The 17,000-nt window shown below is 66.4% G+C and carries 11 protein-coding genes; 7 read left to right on the top strand and 4 right to left on the bottom strand.

The window, feature by feature from the left end:
* Nucleotides 1-124 precede the first annotated feature (124 nt).
* The 4 genes from ACIP21_RS08875 (at nt 125) to ACIP21_RS08890 (ending at nt 7,346) form a co-directional block, all read left to right on the top strand.
* Nucleotides 125-2,599 carry a TonB-dependent receptor plug domain-containing protein gene (locus ACIP21_RS08875; protein ID WP_400686503.1) on the top strand — a complete coding sequence of 825 codons (2,475 nt, stop codon included), beginning with the start codon at nt 125-127 and terminating at the stop codon, nt 2,597-2,599.
* Nucleotides 2,600-2,821: 222 nt separating this feature from the next.
* On the top strand, nt 2,822-4,384 hold the full coding sequence (locus ACIP21_RS08880; RefSeq protein ID WP_400686505.1) for a flavin monoamine oxidase family protein: 1,563 nt from the start codon (nt 2,822-2,824) through the stop codon (nt 4,382-4,384).
* 19 nt (nt 4,385-4,403) lie between these two features.
* Nucleotides 4,404-4,898 (top strand): RidA family protein, encoded by a 495-nt coding sequence (locus ACIP21_RS08885; RefSeq protein ID WP_400686507.1) that lies wholly within the window; start codon nt 4,404-4,406, stop codon nt 4,896-4,898.
* Nucleotides 4,899-4,934: 36 nt separating this feature from the next.
* Complete coding sequence (locus tag ACIP21_RS08890; RefSeq protein ID WP_400686509.1) at nt 4,935-7,346, top strand: TonB-dependent receptor plug domain-containing protein; 2,412 nt, start codon at nt 4,935-4,937, stop codon at nt 7,344-7,346.
* Nucleotides 7,347-7,378: 32 nt separating this feature from the next.
* Here ACIP21_RS08890 and ACIP21_RS08895 read toward each other — a convergent pair whose 3' ends face one another.
* Nucleotides 7,379-8,698, bottom strand: a complete 1,320-nt coding sequence (locus ACIP21_RS08895; RefSeq protein WP_400686510.1) for an LLM class flavin-dependent oxidoreductase — start codon at nt 8,696-8,698, stop codon at nt 7,379-7,381.
* 131 nt (nt 8,699-8,829) lie between these two features.
* Nucleotides 8,830-9,783, bottom strand: a complete 954-nt coding sequence (locus tag ACIP21_RS08900; protein WP_400686512.1) for an ABC transporter substrate-binding protein — start codon at nt 9,781-9,783, stop codon at nt 8,830-8,832.
* Between the two features lie 297 nt (nt 9,784-10,080).
* Between ACIP21_RS08900 and ACIP21_RS08905 the strand changes: the two genes are divergently transcribed.
* Nucleotides 10,081-10,689: a cysteine dioxygenase gene (locus tag ACIP21_RS08905; RefSeq protein ID WP_400686514.1), complete on the top strand. Its 609-nt coding sequence runs from the start codon at nt 10,081-10,083 to the stop codon at nt 10,687-10,689.
* Nucleotides 10,686-12,269: a rhodanese-related sulfurtransferase gene (locus ACIP21_RS08910; RefSeq protein WP_400686515.1), complete on the top strand. Its 1,584-nt coding sequence runs from the start codon at nt 10,686-10,688 to the stop codon at nt 12,267-12,269. The genes ACIP21_RS08905 and ACIP21_RS08910 overlap by 4 nt, the downstream gene beginning before the upstream one ends.
* 19 nt (nt 12,270-12,288) lie before the next feature.
* Here the strand turns inward: ACIP21_RS08910 and ACIP21_RS08915 are convergent, their stop codons facing one another.
* Nucleotides 12,289-14,226 (bottom strand): potassium transporter Kup, encoded by a 1,938-nt coding sequence (locus ACIP21_RS08915; protein WP_400686517.1) that lies wholly within the window; start codon nt 14,224-14,226, stop codon nt 12,289-12,291.
* Between the two features lie 147 nt (nt 14,227-14,373).
* Complete coding sequence (locus ACIP21_RS08920) at nt 14,374-14,865, bottom strand: GNAT family N-acetyltransferase (protein WP_400686519.1); 492 nt, start codon at nt 14,863-14,865, stop codon at nt 14,374-14,376.
* Nucleotides 14,866-15,035: 170 nt separating this feature from the next.
* On the opposite strand from ACIP21_RS08920, the gene ACIP21_RS08925 reads away from it, so the two are divergent.
* Nucleotides 15,036-16,889, top strand: coding sequence for an ABC transporter ATP-binding protein (locus tag ACIP21_RS08925; RefSeq protein WP_400686521.1), 1,854 nt, complete (start codon nt 15,036-15,038; stop codon nt 16,887-16,889).
* Nucleotides 16,890-17,000 lie beyond the last annotated feature (111 nt).

Genomic DNA, 17,000 nt, shown 5'->3' on the forward strand with positions numbered 1-17,000 from the left:
GCAATCTCTGTGGGAGCGGCTTTAGCCGCGAAAGGGCCGGCACAGGCAACCCCCATCCATAACCCCAACCACCAGCCCACCCCGGGCCTGGTGCCTGTACGCGTGCGTGCTTTTCGAGGACATGATGTCTAGATCCCCCTTCATCGCCCTGCCCCTGGCCTGCCTGCTCACCCCCCTGGCCAGCGCCGAACCCACCACTGAAGACCCACGCCTGGACACCGTCACGGTGATCTCCACCGGCGTGCGCGGCAACCAGCGCACAGTGGCCGACAGCCCCGCGCCGATCGATGTGATCAGCAGCGAGCAACTGCTGCGCACCGGCCGCGCCGAGCTGTCGGAGGCCATCGCCAAGCTGCTGCCCTCCTTCAACTTCGGCACCAACATCGCCGGCTTCCAGTCCGGCGTGCGCCCCTTGAGCAACCGCAGCCTGGGCCCGGCCTACACCCTGGTGCTGGTCAACGGCAAGCGCCGCCACAACAGCGCCGTGCCGGCCAGCGGCTCCACCGACAACAGCGGAGCCAACGCTGTCGACATCGACATGATCCCGGTCAGCGCGGTGTCGCACATCGAAGTGCTCAAGGACAGCGCCGCCGCCCAGTACGGCTCCGATGCCGTGGCCGGGGTGATCAACATCATCCTCAAGAATGCCAGCAGCGGCGGCCATTACGAAAGCAGCTACGGCCAGCTGTACAGCGGCCAGGGCGAGACCCTCAAGATGGCTGGCGACCAAGGCTTCAGCCTCGGTGACGGCGGTTTCCTGCACCTCTCCGGCGAGGCGCGCAAGCGCGGCGCAGCCAACTGGATCGACAAGGCCGACCCCAGCTACCGCGCCTACTTCGAAGACGACCGCCAGGCCGCCTGGGACCACCGTGCGGTGAAGAACGGCGACCCTGACCTGCGCGCCTTCAACCTTGGCTACAACGCCGAGCTGCCGCTCAATGACGACCTCAAGCTGTACTCGTTTGCCACCTACGCCGAACGCAAGCTCGAGGCCTACAACAACTACCGCCTGCCCAACAGCAATGCCTCGATCCCGGAACTGTTCCCCGACGGCTACTTCCCGCTCAACAACATCAAGGACACCGACTACCAGTGGCTGCTCGGCGCCAAGGGCGCAGCGGGCAACTGGGACTGGGACCTGTCCACCAGCTATGGGCGCAACAAGAACCAGCAGTCCAGCGACCTGACCATCAACCCGACCTATGGCCCCGACTCACCCACCTCGTTCGACGACCTGGCGACCTTGCAGTTCGACCAGTGGGTGAACAACCTGGACATCAGCCGCGCCTTCGACGGGGTCTTCGGCCTGGCGCTGCCGACCCGTGTCTCGGCGGGCCTGGAGCACCGTTGGGAACGCTTCCGGACCTTTGCCGGCGACCCGGTCGCCTACAGCGTCGGACCCTACAGCTACCCGGCGACCCTGGACGACGGCAGCCCCAACCCGCTGTACGCCCTGGCCAACGGCCAGACCGCTGTCGGCGCCCAGGCCGCACTGACCATTCGCCCCGAAGACGAAGCCGACGTGAAGCGCAACAACTACGCCGCCTATGTCGACCTGGGCTTCGACCTGACGCCAAGCTGGTACCTGGGCGCTGCCGCACGCCTGGAGCACTACGATGACGCCTCCGGCAACACCGCCAGCTTCAAGCTCAACTCGCGCTATGAGCTGACCGACAGCGTCGCCGTGCGCGGCACGCTGGGCAGCGGCTTTCGTGCGCCGTCGCTGACCCAGACCGGCTACACCGTCAGCGACAACCGCACCGCGCTGGACGCCAATGGCAACGTGGTGCCGGCCCTGCGCCGCACCGTCGCCCCCGGCAGTGCCGCCGCCCAGGCATTTGGCGGTGGCACCCTGGACCCGGAAAAGTCGCGCAATGCCGGGCTCGGCATCACCTGGCAGCCGGCACGCCGCACCAGCGTGACCCTGGATGCCTACCTGATCGACATCGACGACCGCATCCTGCTCACCGAGAACCTCTACGACCGCAACGGCGGGGCCGGCGCGGTGGGCGATATCCTCGAATCCCTGGGCCTGGCCCGTACCACCTGGATCAACTACTACACCAACGCCTTCGACACCCGCACCCGCGGGCTCGACCTGGTGGCCGACCACACCAGCGAGTTCGGTGCCTTCGGCGATGTGCGCTGGACCCTGGGCTTCAACTGGAACAAGACCACCGTGCGCGGCACCCGCAGTACCCCGCAGGCGCTGGCCGATGCCGGTATCCAGGTGGTGGGCCACGGGCGCGAAGGCGACCTGGTGGCGGCCTCGCCGAAGACCAAGTGGGTACTGGGCGGGCAATGGCTGCTCGGCAACTTCACCAGCACCTTGCAGGCCACCCGCTATGGCAAGGTCGAGACCTGGCAGCAGAACCCTGCGCAGGACCGCAGCTTCGGTGCCAAGTGGATCACCGACCTGGACCTGTCCTACCTGCTGTTCGACAGCCTGACGGTGAGCCTGGGCGGTACCAATATCTTCAATGTGCGCCCGGACAAGAACGGTATCTACAACGCCAACGGCAACCAGGCCGGCTATGGCAACCCACCGTTCCACCCAGGTGGCGGGTACTGGTACACGAAGCTGGCCTACGATTTCTAAAAATCAGTATTACGCATTTAATTTTATTCTGATTATCAGAAATAAACATACTTAACATAGAACCAAAAAGCCTTTCACAGCGTGGTGAAAGTCCATTAAGTTCTGTAAACCGACCCCGACATGGCGGAGGCAAATGGATTTGTGCCAGCCGCCGTCGGGTCCTCCCCTCGATCCGCCTGCCCGTTGCGCACGTCCGAACCCAACCTTTTCGGAGCACGCGACATGGGTTTGTCCCGTAGAGACCTGATCACCCGCCTCGCCGCCATCGGCGGCTATTCGGCGGCCCTCGGCGCGCTGGGGCAGAACGCCCTGGCCGCCACCTTCGAACCCCTGCAACTGGCCGCAAACGGCGGCAACGGCAAGCGCGTGGTGATTGTCGGCGCCGGTATCTCCGGCCTGGTATCGGCCTACGAGCTGCGCAAGGCCGGTTTCTCGGTCACCGTGCTGGAGGCCCGCGAGCGGGTCGGCGGCCGGGTCTGGACCTTGCGTCAGGGCGACCGCATCGAACACAACGACGGCAGTTCGCAAACCGTCGAATTCGACCAGGGCCATTTCTTCAACGCCGGCGCCGCACGCCTGCCCAGCCATCACCTGACCATCCTCGGCTACTGCCGCGAACTCGGTGTGGAGCTGCAGGTGCTGGTCAACAGCAGCCGCAACGCCCTGGCCCAGCCAGACCTGGCACGCCCACCGCTGCTGCTGCGCCAGGCGGTCAACGACACCCGTGGGCACTTCAGCGAACTGCTGGCGCGCAGCGTCAGCCGCAACAGCCTGGATGCCGAACTCAGCAGCAGCCAGCGCAAGGCCTTGCTCGAGTTCCTCAAGGTCTACGGCGACCTCGACAGCCAGCAGCAATACCGCGGTTCGGTGCGCGCCGGCTACACCCGTTTTGCCGGGGCCGGCGACCAGACCCCGGTGCAGCGCCAGCCGCTGCCCCTGGACCAGTTGCTCGACAGCAACCTGCTGCTGCCGCTGGTGTTCGACGAGATCCCCGAGTTTTCCTCGACCATGTTCCAGCCGGTAGGCGGCATGGACCAGATCCCCAAGGCGTTCTACCGCCAGGTCAAGGACAGCGTGCGCCTGGGCGCTGAAGTGCTGGCGGTGCAGACCGGTGAGGCTGGCGCCCAGGTGAAGTGGCGCGACCGCAAGACCGGCCAGCAGCATGTCGAACACGCCGACTACGCCATCGTCACCCTGCCCCTGCCGCTGCTGGCCAAACTGCCGAACAACTTCGATGCCCCCTTCCAGCAGGCCATCGCCAGCGCCGAAGGCGACAAGGCCAACAAGGTCGCCTGGCAGTCACCGCGCTTCTGGGAAACCGACTTCCAGATCTACGGCGGGCTCAGCTACATCAACCACGAAGCCCGCACCCTGTGGTACCCCAGCGACCGCCTCAACAGTGCCCAGGGCGTGCTGGTCGCCACCTACAACACCGGTGCGGTGGCCCAGCAGTTCGCCGGCAAGTCGCTGCAGGCGCAGATCGCCTCCTCGCGCCAGGCGGTGGAATCGCTGCACCCCGGCCACAGCGCCAAGCTGGGCCGGCCGGTGGTGGTGAACTGGTCGAAGATCCCCTTCAGCGAAGCGCCGTGGATCGTCCACGACGAAGTTGCCCAACCCGGCTACGACCTGCTCAACCAGCCCCAGGGCCGCACCTGGCTGGCCAGCGACGCCCTGGCCCACGGCGGCGTCGGCATCTGGCAGAACAGCGCCGCCGAATCCGCGCGCCGGGTGGTCGGCCTGATCGCCCGCCATGCCAGCCAGGCCACCCGCGGCGCCGCCGCCTGACCCACAAGGAACCTTCATCATGCCTCGCCTTCTCCTGCTTGCCGGAGCCCTCATGTCGCTGACCCTCAACGCCCACGCCGATGGCATCAAGCGCGTCGCCCCACCCGGCTCCAACTTCCCCATCTCGCAACTGGTCACGGTGCCGGCCGGCAGCCAGCTGACCTTCGTCAGCGGCACCCTGCCGGACGTGGCCGACCCCACGGCGGCCAAGGGCAGCATCGCCGCGCTGGGCAACACCGAAACCCAGGCCCGCTCGGTGCTGAACAAACTGCGCACGGCGCTGCGCAGCCAGGGCCTGGACCTGGGCGACATCGTCCAGTTGCGGGTGTTCCTGGTGGGCGACCCGGCCAACGGCGGCGCCCTCGACTTCGCCGGGCTGCAAGCGGCCTACACCGAGTTCTTCGCCACCGCCGAGCAACCCCGCACCCCGACCCGCACGGCCATCCAGGTGGTGGCCCTGCCGCTGCCGGGCGCGCTGGTGGAAATCGACGCGATCGCAGCCAAGGCGCCGTAAGCGCGCACCGCCAATGCCAGACAAGGAACTGCGTGCATGAAGCAAGCTTTCAAGACTGCCCCCTTTTTCAGCGTGGCCCTGGCCGCCGGGCTGCATACCGCCCCAGCCCCGGCCGAGGAACCCGCCGCCCAGGCCTTGGGCACGGTCATCGTCACCGGCAACCGCGGCAGCGAGAAACGCACCGTTACCAGCAGCCCGGTGCCCATCGACGTGATCAGTGCCAAGCAACTGCAGGAAACCGGCAAGCCCGGCCTGATGGAGGCCCTCAGTGCCAGCGTGCCCTCGCTGACCCTGCCGGAAAAGACCGGCTGGGACGCCAGCGGCATGGCCCGCGCACCGAGCCTGCGCGGCCTCAATGCCGCCCAGGTGCTGGTGCTGGTCAACGGCAAGCGCCGCCACACCAGCGCCACCCTGAACATCAGCGGGATCAACGCCGGTGCCGCGCCCAGCGACCTCGACCTGATCCCCATCAGTGCCATCGACCACGTCGAGGTGCTGCGTGACGGCGCCGCAGCCCAATATGGCTCCGACGCCATCGCCGGGGTGATCAACGTGATCCTCAAGGCCGATACCAGCGGCACCGCCGTGAGCACCGCGGGCCAGGGCTACGATGGCAAGAAGCAGACCGTGCAGCAAAGCCTGAACAAAGGTTTCGAGCTCGGCCACGATGGCATTCTCCAGCTGGCACTCGACGCCCGCAGCCAGAACGACGACAACAAGGCCAGCGCCAATGGCTACAGCCAGGCCGAAGCCCTCGACCGCGCCGGCAAGGTCACCTATGGCGGCTACGGCACGCCGAAGATCAACCTGCTGACCCTGGGCTACAACGCCGAGCTGCCGCTGCAGGACGACCTGACCCTGTACTCGTTCAGCACCTGGTCGTACCGCAAGGCCGAACAGGGCCAGAACTTCCGCCTGCCGACCATCGTCAACACCATCACCACCGGGCCGAACGGGCGCCCGTCCGGCTACACACCCACCTGGTACATCGAGGAGTACGACTACCAGGCGGCCTTCGGCGCCAGGGGGCTGGTCGGCGACTGGGACTGGGACCTGTCCAGCACCTACGGGCGCAACCAGGCCGAACAGGGCACCTGGAACAACCAGAACCCCTCGCTGGGCGAAGCCACGCCCGACCATTTCGAGTCCGGCACCTGGGTCAGCTCGCAACTGACCAGCAACCTCGACCTGCGCCGCAGCTTCGACGTGGGCCTGGCCAAGCCGCTGGACTTCTCCTGGGGCCTGGAGCAGCGCCGCGACAGCTACCAGGTGCAAGCCGGCGACTGGGCCAGCTGGGCCGACGGCGGCTACTGCGCAGCCCCCGGCAACTGCGCCGCCTCCGGCGCCCAGGTCACCAACGGCATCTCCCCGGCCGAAGCCAGCAGCGCCAGCCGCAACAGCTACGCCGGCTACCTGGACGTGGGCTTCAACCCACTGCCGCAGTGGTACTGGGGCGCAGCCCTGCGCTACGAGCACTACGACCGCGGCATCGGCGCCACCCGCAGCGGCAAGCTGACCACCCGCTACGAGCTGACACCGGAACTGGCCGTGCGGGCCACGGTGAGCAACGGCTTCCGTGCCCCGTCGCTGGCCAACAGCCTGTTCAGCGCCCGCTCCACCACCTACGGCGTGGTCGACGGCGTGTACCAGTCGATCAACTACGGTGTGCTGCCGGTGGACTCGGCCGCCGCCAAGGCCCTGGGCGCCGAAGCGCTGAAGCCGGAAAAGTCCGCCAACTACAGCCTCGGGCTGGCCTGGCAGCCCAGCGAGCGCCTGGCCTTCACCGCCGACGCCTACCTGATCAACGTGCGCGACCGCATCACCCTGACCGGCACCCTGCTCGGCTCGGAGGTGACCCAGACCCTGCTGGCCAACGGCATCGACTCGACCTCGGGCGGGCAGTACTTCACCAACGGCGCCGACACCCGCACCAAGGGCCTGGACCTGGTGGGCAGCTACGACCAGGACCTGGGCGGCGCCGGCAGCGTGAAGTGGACGGCGGCGTTCAACTGGAACGACACCGAGATCCTCGACTATAAGCAAAGCGTGAACATCCTCGGCACATCCTATGAGTTGATGAACCGCCAGGCGCGCAACTTCCTCACCGACGTGCAGCCGCACACCAAGCTGATTCTCGGTGGCAACTGGCGCCTGGACCGCTACCGGGTCAACCTGGGGCTGACCCGCTACGGTTCATGGCGCGAGGTGAACGCGGCCAATGACCGCTCGCTGGACCGCGAGTACAAGGCGCGCTGGATCACCGACCTGGACGTGGGCTACCAGCTGACCAAGGACCTGGAGCTGGCGATCGGGGCACGCAACCTGTTCGACGTGTACCCCGAACGCCAGGCGCCGAGCAGCAAGACCATGGTCAAGGGGTACGGGGTGTATTCGCCGTATGGGTTCACCGGGGGGTATTACTTTGGGCGGGTGACTTACAACTTCTGAGAATGTCGGGGCCGCAGAGCGGCCCCGACGATCTAGCGACTGAAACGCGGAATCGGCAACCCCAGGCTCTCGCGCAAGGTGCTGCCCTCATAGGCCGTGCGGTACACCCCCCGTTCCTGCAGCAACGGCACCACCTCTTCGGTAAACCGGCGGAACTGTCCGGGGTGGCCGATGTAGATATTGAACCCGTCCAGCGCCCGCGCCTCGAACCACTCGGCCATCTTCGCCGCCACGGTCTGCGCCGAGCCAACGAAGGCCCCCGGCCGCAACTGGCGGCCGAACTCGACCGCCTGGCGCAGGCTGAAGCCCTTGTCCCGGGCCTGGTCGGCGATGCGCTTGGCGTTGGTGAAGAAACTGCTGCGGGCGAACTCCAGGCTCTGCTGGGGGAACGGCGCATCCAGGTCGTACTGGCTGAAATCATGCCAGCCGAAATTGCGCCCGAACTCCTTCAGCGCCAGTTCGAAGCTGTGGTCGGCCTGGTGGTAATGGCGTTCGATCTCGCGGGCATGCTCGTCGCTGTCGCCCACGTAGATCTCCGCCCCCGGCAGCACCAACAACTGCTCCGGGTCACGCCCCAGGCGCGCGGCCCGGGCCTTGATGTCGCGATAGAACGCCTGGCCCTGCTCGATGCTGGCGGCATGGGTGAACACCACGTCGGCGGTGGCGGCCCCCAGGTCGCGGCCCTGTTCGGAATCGCCCGCCTGGAAGATCACCGGCTGGCCCTGGAGTGAGCGCTGGATGTTCAGCGGCCCGACCACCGAGAAGTGCTCACCCTTGTGCTCCAGTGCGTGCAGCTTGGCCGGGTCGAGGAAGCGGCCACTGGCGCGGTCGCGCGGGAAGGCATCGTCCTCATAGGAATTCCACAGGCCCTGCACCACCTGCACATGCTCCTGGGCTCGGGCATAGCGGGTGTCGTAGTCGTAGTGTTCGTCCAGCCCGTAGTTGCCGGCGGTGCCGGCATCGCCGCTGGTGACCACGTTCCAGCCTGCACGGCCTTTGCTGATCAGGTCCAGCGAAGCCAGGCGGCGGGCGACGTTGAACGGTGCGTTGTAGGAGGTGGTCAAGGTGCCGACCAGGCCGAGATGACGGGTGCTCACCGCCAGCGCCGAAAGCAGGGTCAGCGGCTCCAGGCGGTTGAGGTAGTGCGAGGGCGAGCCGGGGGTGATGAACTGGCTGTCGACGATGAACATCAGGTCGAACAGCGCCGCCTCGGCCTGACGGGCGATGTCGATGTACCAATCGATGTTGACGCTGGCGTCGGCCGGCAGCTCGGGGTCCAGCCACAGGTTGTGCCGGCCGGGGCCGCCGCAGCCCATGGTCAGGGCGCCGAGTTTGATCTGTCGTTTGCTCATGGGAAATCCTTTGGAATCGGTGTAGGCCTTTTCGCGGGTAAACCCGCTCCCACAGGGATCACACAGCTCTCAAAGCTTGTGCAATACCTGTGGGAGCGGGCTTGCCCGCGAAGAGGCCAGCGAGGGTTGGCTCAGTTGCTGCTGACCGCCGACTGCTGGAAGGCTGCGCCGAACGAGGTATCGAACAGGTCTGCCGCCGGGTAGGCCTTGATCAGCCCAAGCCCGGCGAAGAAGTCCACGGTCTTCTGCGCATCGACGATCACCTGCGGGTTCAGCGGCGCCAGGTCGGTGCGTGCGCGGGCGAACCAGGCGCGGGCGATGTCGCGGTCGGCACGGGTGCGCTGGGCCCAGGCATCGGCGTAGGCCTCGGTGTTGGCCGCATCGTTCAGGGTCCAGTCACGGGCCTTTTTCAGGCGCTGCAGGAAATCGGCGATCTGCGCGCGCTTCTGCTCCACGGCCTTGCTGTTGGCCACCACGAAGCTCTGTGCCGGGATCACCCCTTCAGCGGTGGCCAGCACACGGGCGCCCTGGCGTTCCTGTTGGGTGACGTAAGGCTCCCAGGTGGCGATCACGTCCACCGAGCCGCCATCCAGGGCGTGGGAGGCATCCAGGGCGCTGAGGTAGCGCAGCTCCAGTGCATCGCGGGGCACGCCGGCCTTGTCCAGGGCGCTGAACAGCAGCTGCTGGCTCCACGAGCCCTTCCAGATCGCCGCACGCTTGCCACGCAGGTCCTGCAGGCTATGGATCGACGAATCCTTGCGCGCCAGGATGGCCACGCCCTCGAGGTTCTGCCGGCTGACCGCGATCACCTTGATCGGGGCGCCCAGCGCGCCGAGAAACAACGGTGGCGCGTCGCCGAGCAGGCCGATGTCGAGGCTGCCGACGTTGAGCGCCTCGGCCACGGGTGAGCCAGCGGTGAACTGCTTCCATTCCAGGGTGTAGGGCAGGTCGTCGAGCACGCCGGCCGCTTCCATCACCGCACGGGCGTTGTAGCTCTGGTCACCGACCACCAGGGTCTGGGCGGCAGCGGCAAGGCTGAAGGTGGTGGCCAGCAGCGTGGCGGCCAGGTGTTTGATGTAGCGCACGTTCGTCTCCGGATACCCGCCTGGGGTAGGTGAGGCGATCCGCGCGTGCGGTCTCGTCCAAGGTTTGGTTATAGCCCTAAGGCATTAATTTTCTATTTCTTAGAATTTAAAAGTTATTCGTCGGACTGTGAAATGCGCATTAGGCATAACCTCATGCCTTTGGCTGGCGCCATTTCAAAACAGAACGCCTCGCATGTAAATGCATTATTTGCATATTAGCTTATGAATATTTTGCATTTTGAGAATAGAAAAGGGATTTGCTAGGGTTTACTCAAACCCGAAAGCCGAGCCTGATCCATGACCCAGAACCTGCGCCCGGAGCGCTTGCGCCATTTCATCGACCGCCTCGCCGCACTGCTCGACCAGCAGCCCGACGAAGCGGCCCTGCTCGACCGCGGCCAGCTTCTGCTGGCCGAGCTGGTCGCCCACGACGACTGGCTGCCGCACGACCTCGCCCAGCCCGACCCGCAGCGCTACCAGCAGTACCTGTTGCATTGCGACTCGCGCCAGCGCTTTTCGGTGGTGAGCTTCGTCTGGGGGCCGGGGCAGCAGACGCCGGTGCATGACCACCGGGTCTGGGGCCTGATCGGCATGCTGCGCGGCGCCGAGGTGGCGCAGGGTTTCGTACGCGATGCCCAGGGTGCGCTGTTGCCTCAGGGCCCGGCGGTGCGCCTGGTGCCGGGCCAGGTGGAAGCGGTGTCACCGCGCATCGGCGACATCCATCAGGTCAGCAATGCCTTCGCCGACCAGGTGTCGATCAGCATTCACGTCTACGGCGGCAACATCGGCGCGGTCAAGCGCGCGGTGTACGCCGTGGACGGCAGCGAAAAGCCATTCATCTCCGGCTACTCCAATACCCGCCTGCCCAACATCTGGGACCTGTCCAAAGAGAACCCTGCCCCATGAGCTCCGTCACCACTCGCCATTACCAAGACATCCGCCGCGCCCTGCTGGCCCGGGAGGAACTGGCCCTGATCGACGTGCGCGAAGAAGACCCTTTCGCCCAGGACCACCCCTTGTTCGCCGCCAACATCCCGCTGTCGAAACTAGAGCTGGAAGTGTTCGCCCGGGTGCCCCGGCGTGACACCGCCGTCACCGTCTACGACGACGGCGAGGGGCTGGCCGCCGTGGCCGCGCAGCGCCTGCTGGCGCTGGGCTACAGCGATGTCGCCGTGCTCGATGGCGGGCTCGCCGGCTGGCGCGCCGCCGGTGGCGAGCTGTTCCGCGACGTCAACGTGCCAAGCAAGGCCTTCGGCGAACTGGTGGAAAGCGTGCGTCACACGCCGTCGCTGGCCGCCGAACAGGTGCAGGCGCTGCTGGATGACCACGCCAACGTGGTGGTGCTCGATGCCCGCCGCTTCGACGAGTACCAGACCATGAGCATCCCCGGCGGCATCAGCGTGCCGGGCGCCGAACTGGTGCTGCGCGTGGCCGAACTGGCGCCGGACCCTGCCACCCGGGTGATCGTCAACTGCGCCGGGCGCACCCGCAGCATCATCGGCACCCAGTCGCTGGTCAACGCGGGCATCCCCAACCCGGTGGCGGCGCTGCGCAACGGCACCATCGGCTGGACCCTGGCCGGCCAGCAACTGGCCCACGGCCAGGCGCGGCGCTTCGCCGAGGTCGGCGCCGGTACCCGGGCCAATGCCGCACGCCAGGCCCTTGCCGTGGCCGAGCGCGCCGGGGTGCTGCGCCTGGACCGTGACGGGCTGGCGCAATGGCAGGCAGATGAATCGCGTACCACCTACCTGTTCGATGTGCGCACGCCAGAGGAATACAGCGCCGCGCACCTGCCAGGCAGTCGCTCGGTACCCGGCGGGCAACTGGTACAGGAAACCGACCATGTCGCCAGCGTGCGCGGTGCGCGCATCGTGCTGGTGGACGACGATGGCGTACGCGCCAACATGAGTGCCTCGTGGCTGGCGCAGATGGGCTGGCAGGTAGCGGTGCTCGACGGCGTGGCGCCGGCAGACCTCAGCGCCACCGGCGAATGGCAGGCGCCGCTGCCGGCCTTGCCTGCCGCCAGCGAGATCAGCGTCGAGCAATTGGCCACATGGCTGGATGAAGACGGCACCGTGCTGCTCGATTTCACCACCAGCGCCAACTACGTCAAGCGCCACATCCCCGGTGCCCACTGGGCCATCCGTGCCCAGCTGGCCGAAGCCCTGGAGCACCTGCCCGAGGCCCGACGCTACGTGCTGACCTGCGGCAGCAGCCTGCTGGCGCGTTTCGCCGCCCGCGACCTGCAGGCCCTGACCCGCACCCCGGTGTACCTGCTCGAGGGTGGTACCGCTGGCTGGATCGCCGCCGGGCAACCGCTGCAAAGCGGTGAAACGCACTTGGCCGTGCCGCGCAGCGATCGCTACCGACGCCCCTACGAGGGCACGGACAACCCGCGTGAGGCGATGCAGGGCTACCTGGACTGGGAATTCGGCCTGATCGCGCAACTCGAACGCGACGGCACCCATGGCTTCAGGGTGATCTGAAAACGCGCGCCCCGGCGCTTCACATCTCGACCTGGGTGCCCAGTTCGATGACCCGGTTCAACGGCAGCTTGAAGTACTTCAGGTTGCTGTTGGCATTCTTCAAAAGGAATGCGAACAGGTGCTCGCGCCAGCGCGCCATGCCCTTCTGCTTGCCGGCAATGACCGTTTCGCGGCTGAGGAAGTAGGTGGTACGCATCGCGCCGAACTCGAGGTCGGCATGCGGACAACGGCTCAGTGCCAGCGGCACGTCCGGTTCTTCCATGAAGCCGAAGTGCAGGCTCACCCGGAAGAACCCGTCGCCAAAGCTCTCCACCTCGAAGCGCCTGCCGGCACTGACCCGCGGCTCATCCTCGAACACCACCGTCAGCAGCACCACCTGCTCGTGCAGCACCTGGTTGTGCAAGAGGTTGTGCAGCAGCGCATGGGGTACCGCCTCGGGCCGCGCCGAAAGGAACACTGCCGTGCCGTTGACCCGGTGCGGCGGCTGCGCCTGCAGGCTTGCAATGAACAGCTCCAGCGGCAGCGCACTCTCGTCCAGCCGCTCGACGATGATCTTGCGCCCGCGCTTCCAGGTGGTCATCAGCACGAACAGCGCCACCGCGGCAATCACCGGGAAGGCACCGCCCTGGAAGATTTTCGGCGCGTTGGCGGCGAAGTACAGGCTGTCCACCAGCAGCAACGCCAGCAGTATCGGCACCGCCAGCCAGCGTGGCGACTTCCACAGCAGCAGCACCACCGCCGAGGCCAGCAGCGTGGTGATCAGCATGGTGCCGGTCACGGCCACGCCGTAGGCCGCCGCCAGCGCGCCGGACGATTCGAAGCCGATCACCAGCAGCAGCACGCCGACCATCAGCGCCCAGTTGACCATGCCGACATAGATCTGCCCCTGCTCCTCGCTGGAGGTGTGCTGGATGAACATGCGTGGCACGTAGCCGAGCTGGATGGCCTGGCGGGTCATGGAGAACGCCCCGGAGATCACTGCCTGGGAGGCGATGATGGTGGCCAGCGTGGCCAACCCGATCATCGGCAGCAAGGCCCACTCGGGCGCCAGCAGGTAGAACGGGTTGCGCACCGCCTCCGGGTTGCCGAGGATCAGCGCGCCCTGGCCGAAGTAGTTCAGCACCAGGCCCGGCAGCACCAGCAGAAACCACGCCCGGGCAATGGGTTTGCGGCCGAAGTGCCCCATGTCGGCATACAGCGCCTCGGCGCCGGTCAGCGCCAGCACCACGGCGCCGAGGATGGCCACGCCCATGCCCGGGTGCAGTACGAAGAACTTCACCGCCCAGGCCGGGCTGAGCGCCTGCAGTACCTCGGGATGCTGGGCGATGCCATGGATGCCCAAGGCACCGAGCACCACGAACCACAGCACCATGATCGGCCCGAAGAGAATGCCGATGCGCGCTGTACCGTGCCTCTGGATCAGGAACAGCGCCACCAGCAACACCACCGCCAGCGGCACGACCCAATGGTCTATACCGTCGAAGGCCAGTTGCAGCCCTTCGACCGCCGACAGCACCGAGACTGCCGGGGTGATCATGCTGTCGCCATAGAACAGCGCAGCGCCGAACAGGCCCAGCAGCACAAGCCCCCTGCTCAGGCGTTTGTAGGGCGCCGCAGCCCGGTGCGCCAGTGCGGTCAAGGCCATGATCCCGCCCTCGCCCTGGTTGTCGGCGCGCAGGATGAACAGCACGTACTTGAGCGATACCACCCACAGCAGCGACCACAGCACCAGCGACAGCACGCCCAGCACGCCGGCGCTGTTGGCCTGCACGCCGTAATGCCCGGCGAACACTTCCTTGAGGGTGTACAACGGGCTGGTGCCGATGTCGCCGTAGACGACGCCGACGGCCGCGACCAGCAGGCCGACCGCGGAGGATTTACTGGATTGGGGTGGATGTGTGGCGACGGCGGACTGGCTCACGAAATGGCTTCTCTGGACTGACAGGTGGATACGCATGCCATCCCTGAGCATCGCGCGGTCATTATCCGGTCAGAGCACCAGCGCCGCCGTAAAGAGTCCGTAAAAAGATCTGCCCCCCCCCCCGTAGGAGCGAGCCTTGCTCGCGATGCGCCGCGCGAGCGGCGCCCGGTTTCCAAGCCCAGATCAAAGACTCATGACCATCTCATGCCAAGCCATCCCACCATGCTCCGAAGGCGATGGCCGCACATACTGATACCCCATCCTGCGGTACAGCTCGACATGCTGCTCCTTGCACATCAGGTGAATGCTCTGCTTGCCCTGCCCCTTCATGCGTGCGATGAACTCGTTCATCAGCCGCTTGGCATAGCCCATGCCCTGGTGGGCGGTGTCCACCACCACCGACATGATCACCACGTTGGGCGCCGCCGGGTCATGGCCGACCAATTCCTTGAAGGCTTCATCGGACATCACCACCTCGTGGGCGCAGCCACTGTTGATGAACCCGACGATGCCTTCCGGCCCTTCGAGCAGCAGGAAACCTTGCGGGTACTGGGCGATGCGGGTGCGGATCTTTTCCAGCGTGGCGGCTTCGTCGCCCTCGTAGGCGCCGATTTCGATGGCATAGCAACGCTCAGCGTCTTGGACCCGAGGCTGGCGGAAATGGGTACGGCTCATGGGCAAGCTCCAGGAAAGGAAAATCCGCCCCATGGTAAATGACCACGACATCAGCGTCTGCAACCGCAACGCCATCGGCACCTCCAAGGCAAGCGACGGTCACAACGTCATGCCCCCGCAGTCGCCCAACGATGGCAGAATCGCTGTCACTGCCTTTTTCGGAGAACTCCATGTTCCGTGCCTTTGAACGCTGGCTCGACCCCTTCCCGCCCGACGAGGCACCGCCACCGCCCATGGGCCTGCTGCGCTTCCTGTGGGCCTGCACCCGCGGCGCACGTGGCTATATCCTGGCGCTGGCGCTGTTCAGCGCAGGCGTGTCGATCTACGAGGCCTGGCTGTTTTCGTTCCTCGGCCAGGTGGTCGACCTGCTCGCCGGCTGGCAAGCCGGCGGCGTGGTCGGAGACGAGGAGCGCCGCGTGCTGTGGAGCATCGGCCTGGTGCTGGTGGCCAGCGTGGTGCTGGTGGCGTTGCGCACCCTGATGCAGCACCAGGTGCTGGCGATCAACCTGCCACTGCGCCTGCGCTGGGACTTCCACCGGCTGATGCTGCGCCAGAGCCTGTCGTTCTTTTCCGACGAATTCTCCGGCCGGGTCACCACCAAGGTGATGCAGACGGCACTGGCCGTGCGCGACGTGCTGTTCACCCTGATCGAAATCGCTCCCGGGATCGGCGTGTACTTCGTCGCGATCATCGCCCTGGCCGGCGGCTTCGCGTCGAAACTGATGCTGCCGTTCCTTGCCTGGATCGTGCTGTTCGGGCTGACCATGCTGTACTTCGTACCGCGCCTGGGCAAGGTCGGCCAGGAGCAGGCCCATGCACGCTCGTCGATGACCGGGCGGGTGTCGGACGCCTACACCAACATCACCACGGTCAAGCTGTTCTCTCATTCCAGGCGCGAAGCCCAGTTCGCCCGCGCGGCGATGGAAGACTTCAAGCAGACCGGTTTGCGCCAGATGCGCCTGGTGAGCCAGTTCGAGATCGTCAACCAGGCACTGGTCGCGGCCCTGATCATGGGCGCCGGCGGCTACGCGCTGTGGCTCTGGCACCAGGGTGACATCGGCACCGGGGCGGTGGCAGCGATCACCGCCATGGCCCTGCGCATCAATGGCATGTCGCACTGGATCATGTGGCAGATGACCTCGCTGTTCGAGAACATCGGCACCGTGCAGGACGGCATGGCCACCCTGACCCAGGGCCCCAAGGTACAGGACGCACCAGGTGCCGGCGTGCTCGAGACCCGCGGCGGCGCGGTGACCTTCGACAACGTCAGCTTCAACTACAACGGCGAGCGCCAGGTGCTCGACGGCCTGAACCTGAGCATCCGCCCCGGCGAGAAGGTCGGGCTGGTGGGCCGCTCGGGCGCAGGCAAGTCGACGCTGATCAACCTGCTGCTGCGCTTCTACGACGTCGACAGCGGCGCCATCCGCATCGACGGGCAGAATGTCGCCAAGGTGACCCAGGACAGCCTGCGCAGCGCCATCGGCATGGTCACCCAGGACACCTCGCTGCTGCACCGCTCGATCCGCGACAACATCGCCTACGGCCGCCCCGACGCGACCGATGCGCAGATCCGCCGCGCGGCGGTCAACGCGCAGGCCGATGGTTTCATCCAGCAACTGAGCGACCGCCAGGGCCACAGCGGTTACGACACCCTGGTCGGCGAGCGCGGCATCAAGCTCTCCGGCGGCCAGCGCCAGCGCATCGCCATTGCCCGGGTGATGCTCAAGAACGCGCCGATCCTGCTGCTCGACGAAGCCACCAGCGCACTCGACTCGGAGGTCGAAATCGCCATTCAGGAAAGCCTCGACGAGATGATGCAGGGCAAGACCGTGATCGCCATCGCCCACCGCCTGTCGACCATCGCGGCGATGGACCGGCTGATCGTCATGGACGAGGGCCGCATCATCGAGCAAGGCACCCACAGCGAGTTGCTGGAAAAGAACGGTACCTATGCGCGGCTGTGGCAGCACCAGAGCGGTGGTTTCCTGGGCGAAGACCAGGGCGTGGCCGAGGCAGCGGAGTAGCACTACACCAAGCACCTGGATGCGCGCCTGTGGGAGCAACTGTCTTGCTCAATTTCTGAAAGCTGGCGCGAATCCCTGTGGGAGCGGGCTTGTCGAGGCGTCGAACCGCCG

Source organism: Pseudomonas sp. NPDC089401, assembly GCF_044749485.1.
Taxonomy (GTDB): Bacteria; Pseudomonadota; Gammaproteobacteria; order Pseudomonadales; family Pseudomonadaceae; genus Aquipseudomonas.

Bases quoted from the DNA above. Each gene is read 5' to 3' on its own strand.
- ACIP21_RS08875 (WP_400686503.1), top strand. From the start codon at position 125: ATGTCTAGATCCCCCTTCATCGCCCTGCCCCTGGCCTGCCTGCTCACC.
- ACIP21_RS08880 (WP_400686505.1), top strand. From the start codon at position 2,822: ATGGGTTTGTCCCGTAGAGACCTGATCACCCGCCTCGCCGCCATCGGC.
- ACIP21_RS08885 (WP_400686507.1), top strand. From the start codon at position 4,404: ATGCCTCGCCTTCTCCTGCTTGCCGGAGCCCTCATGTCGCTGACCCTC.
- ACIP21_RS08890 (WP_400686509.1), top strand. From the start codon at position 4,935: ATGAAGCAAGCTTTCAAGACTGCCCCCTTTTTCAGCGTGGCCCTGGCC.
- ACIP21_RS08895 (WP_400686510.1), bottom strand. From the start codon at position 8,698: ATGAGCAAACGACAGATCAAACTCGGCGCCCTGACCATGGGCTGCGGC.
- ACIP21_RS08905 (WP_400686514.1), top strand. From the start codon at position 10,081: ATGACCCAGAACCTGCGCCCGGAGCGCTTGCGCCATTTCATCGACCGC.
- ACIP21_RS08910 (WP_400686515.1), top strand. From the start codon at position 10,686: ATGAGCTCCGTCACCACTCGCCATTACCAAGACATCCGCCGCGCCCTG.
- ACIP21_RS08915 (WP_400686517.1), bottom strand. From the start codon at position 14,226: ATGCGTATCCACCTGTCAGTCCAGAGAAGCCATTTCGTGAGCCAGTCC.
- ACIP21_RS08920 (WP_400686519.1), bottom strand. From the start codon at position 14,865: ATGAGCCGTACCCATTTCCGCCAGCCTCGGGTCCAAGACGCTGAGCGT.
- ACIP21_RS08925 (WP_400686521.1), top strand. From the start codon at position 15,036: ATGTTCCGTGCCTTTGAACGCTGGCTCGACCCCTTCCCGCCCGACGAG.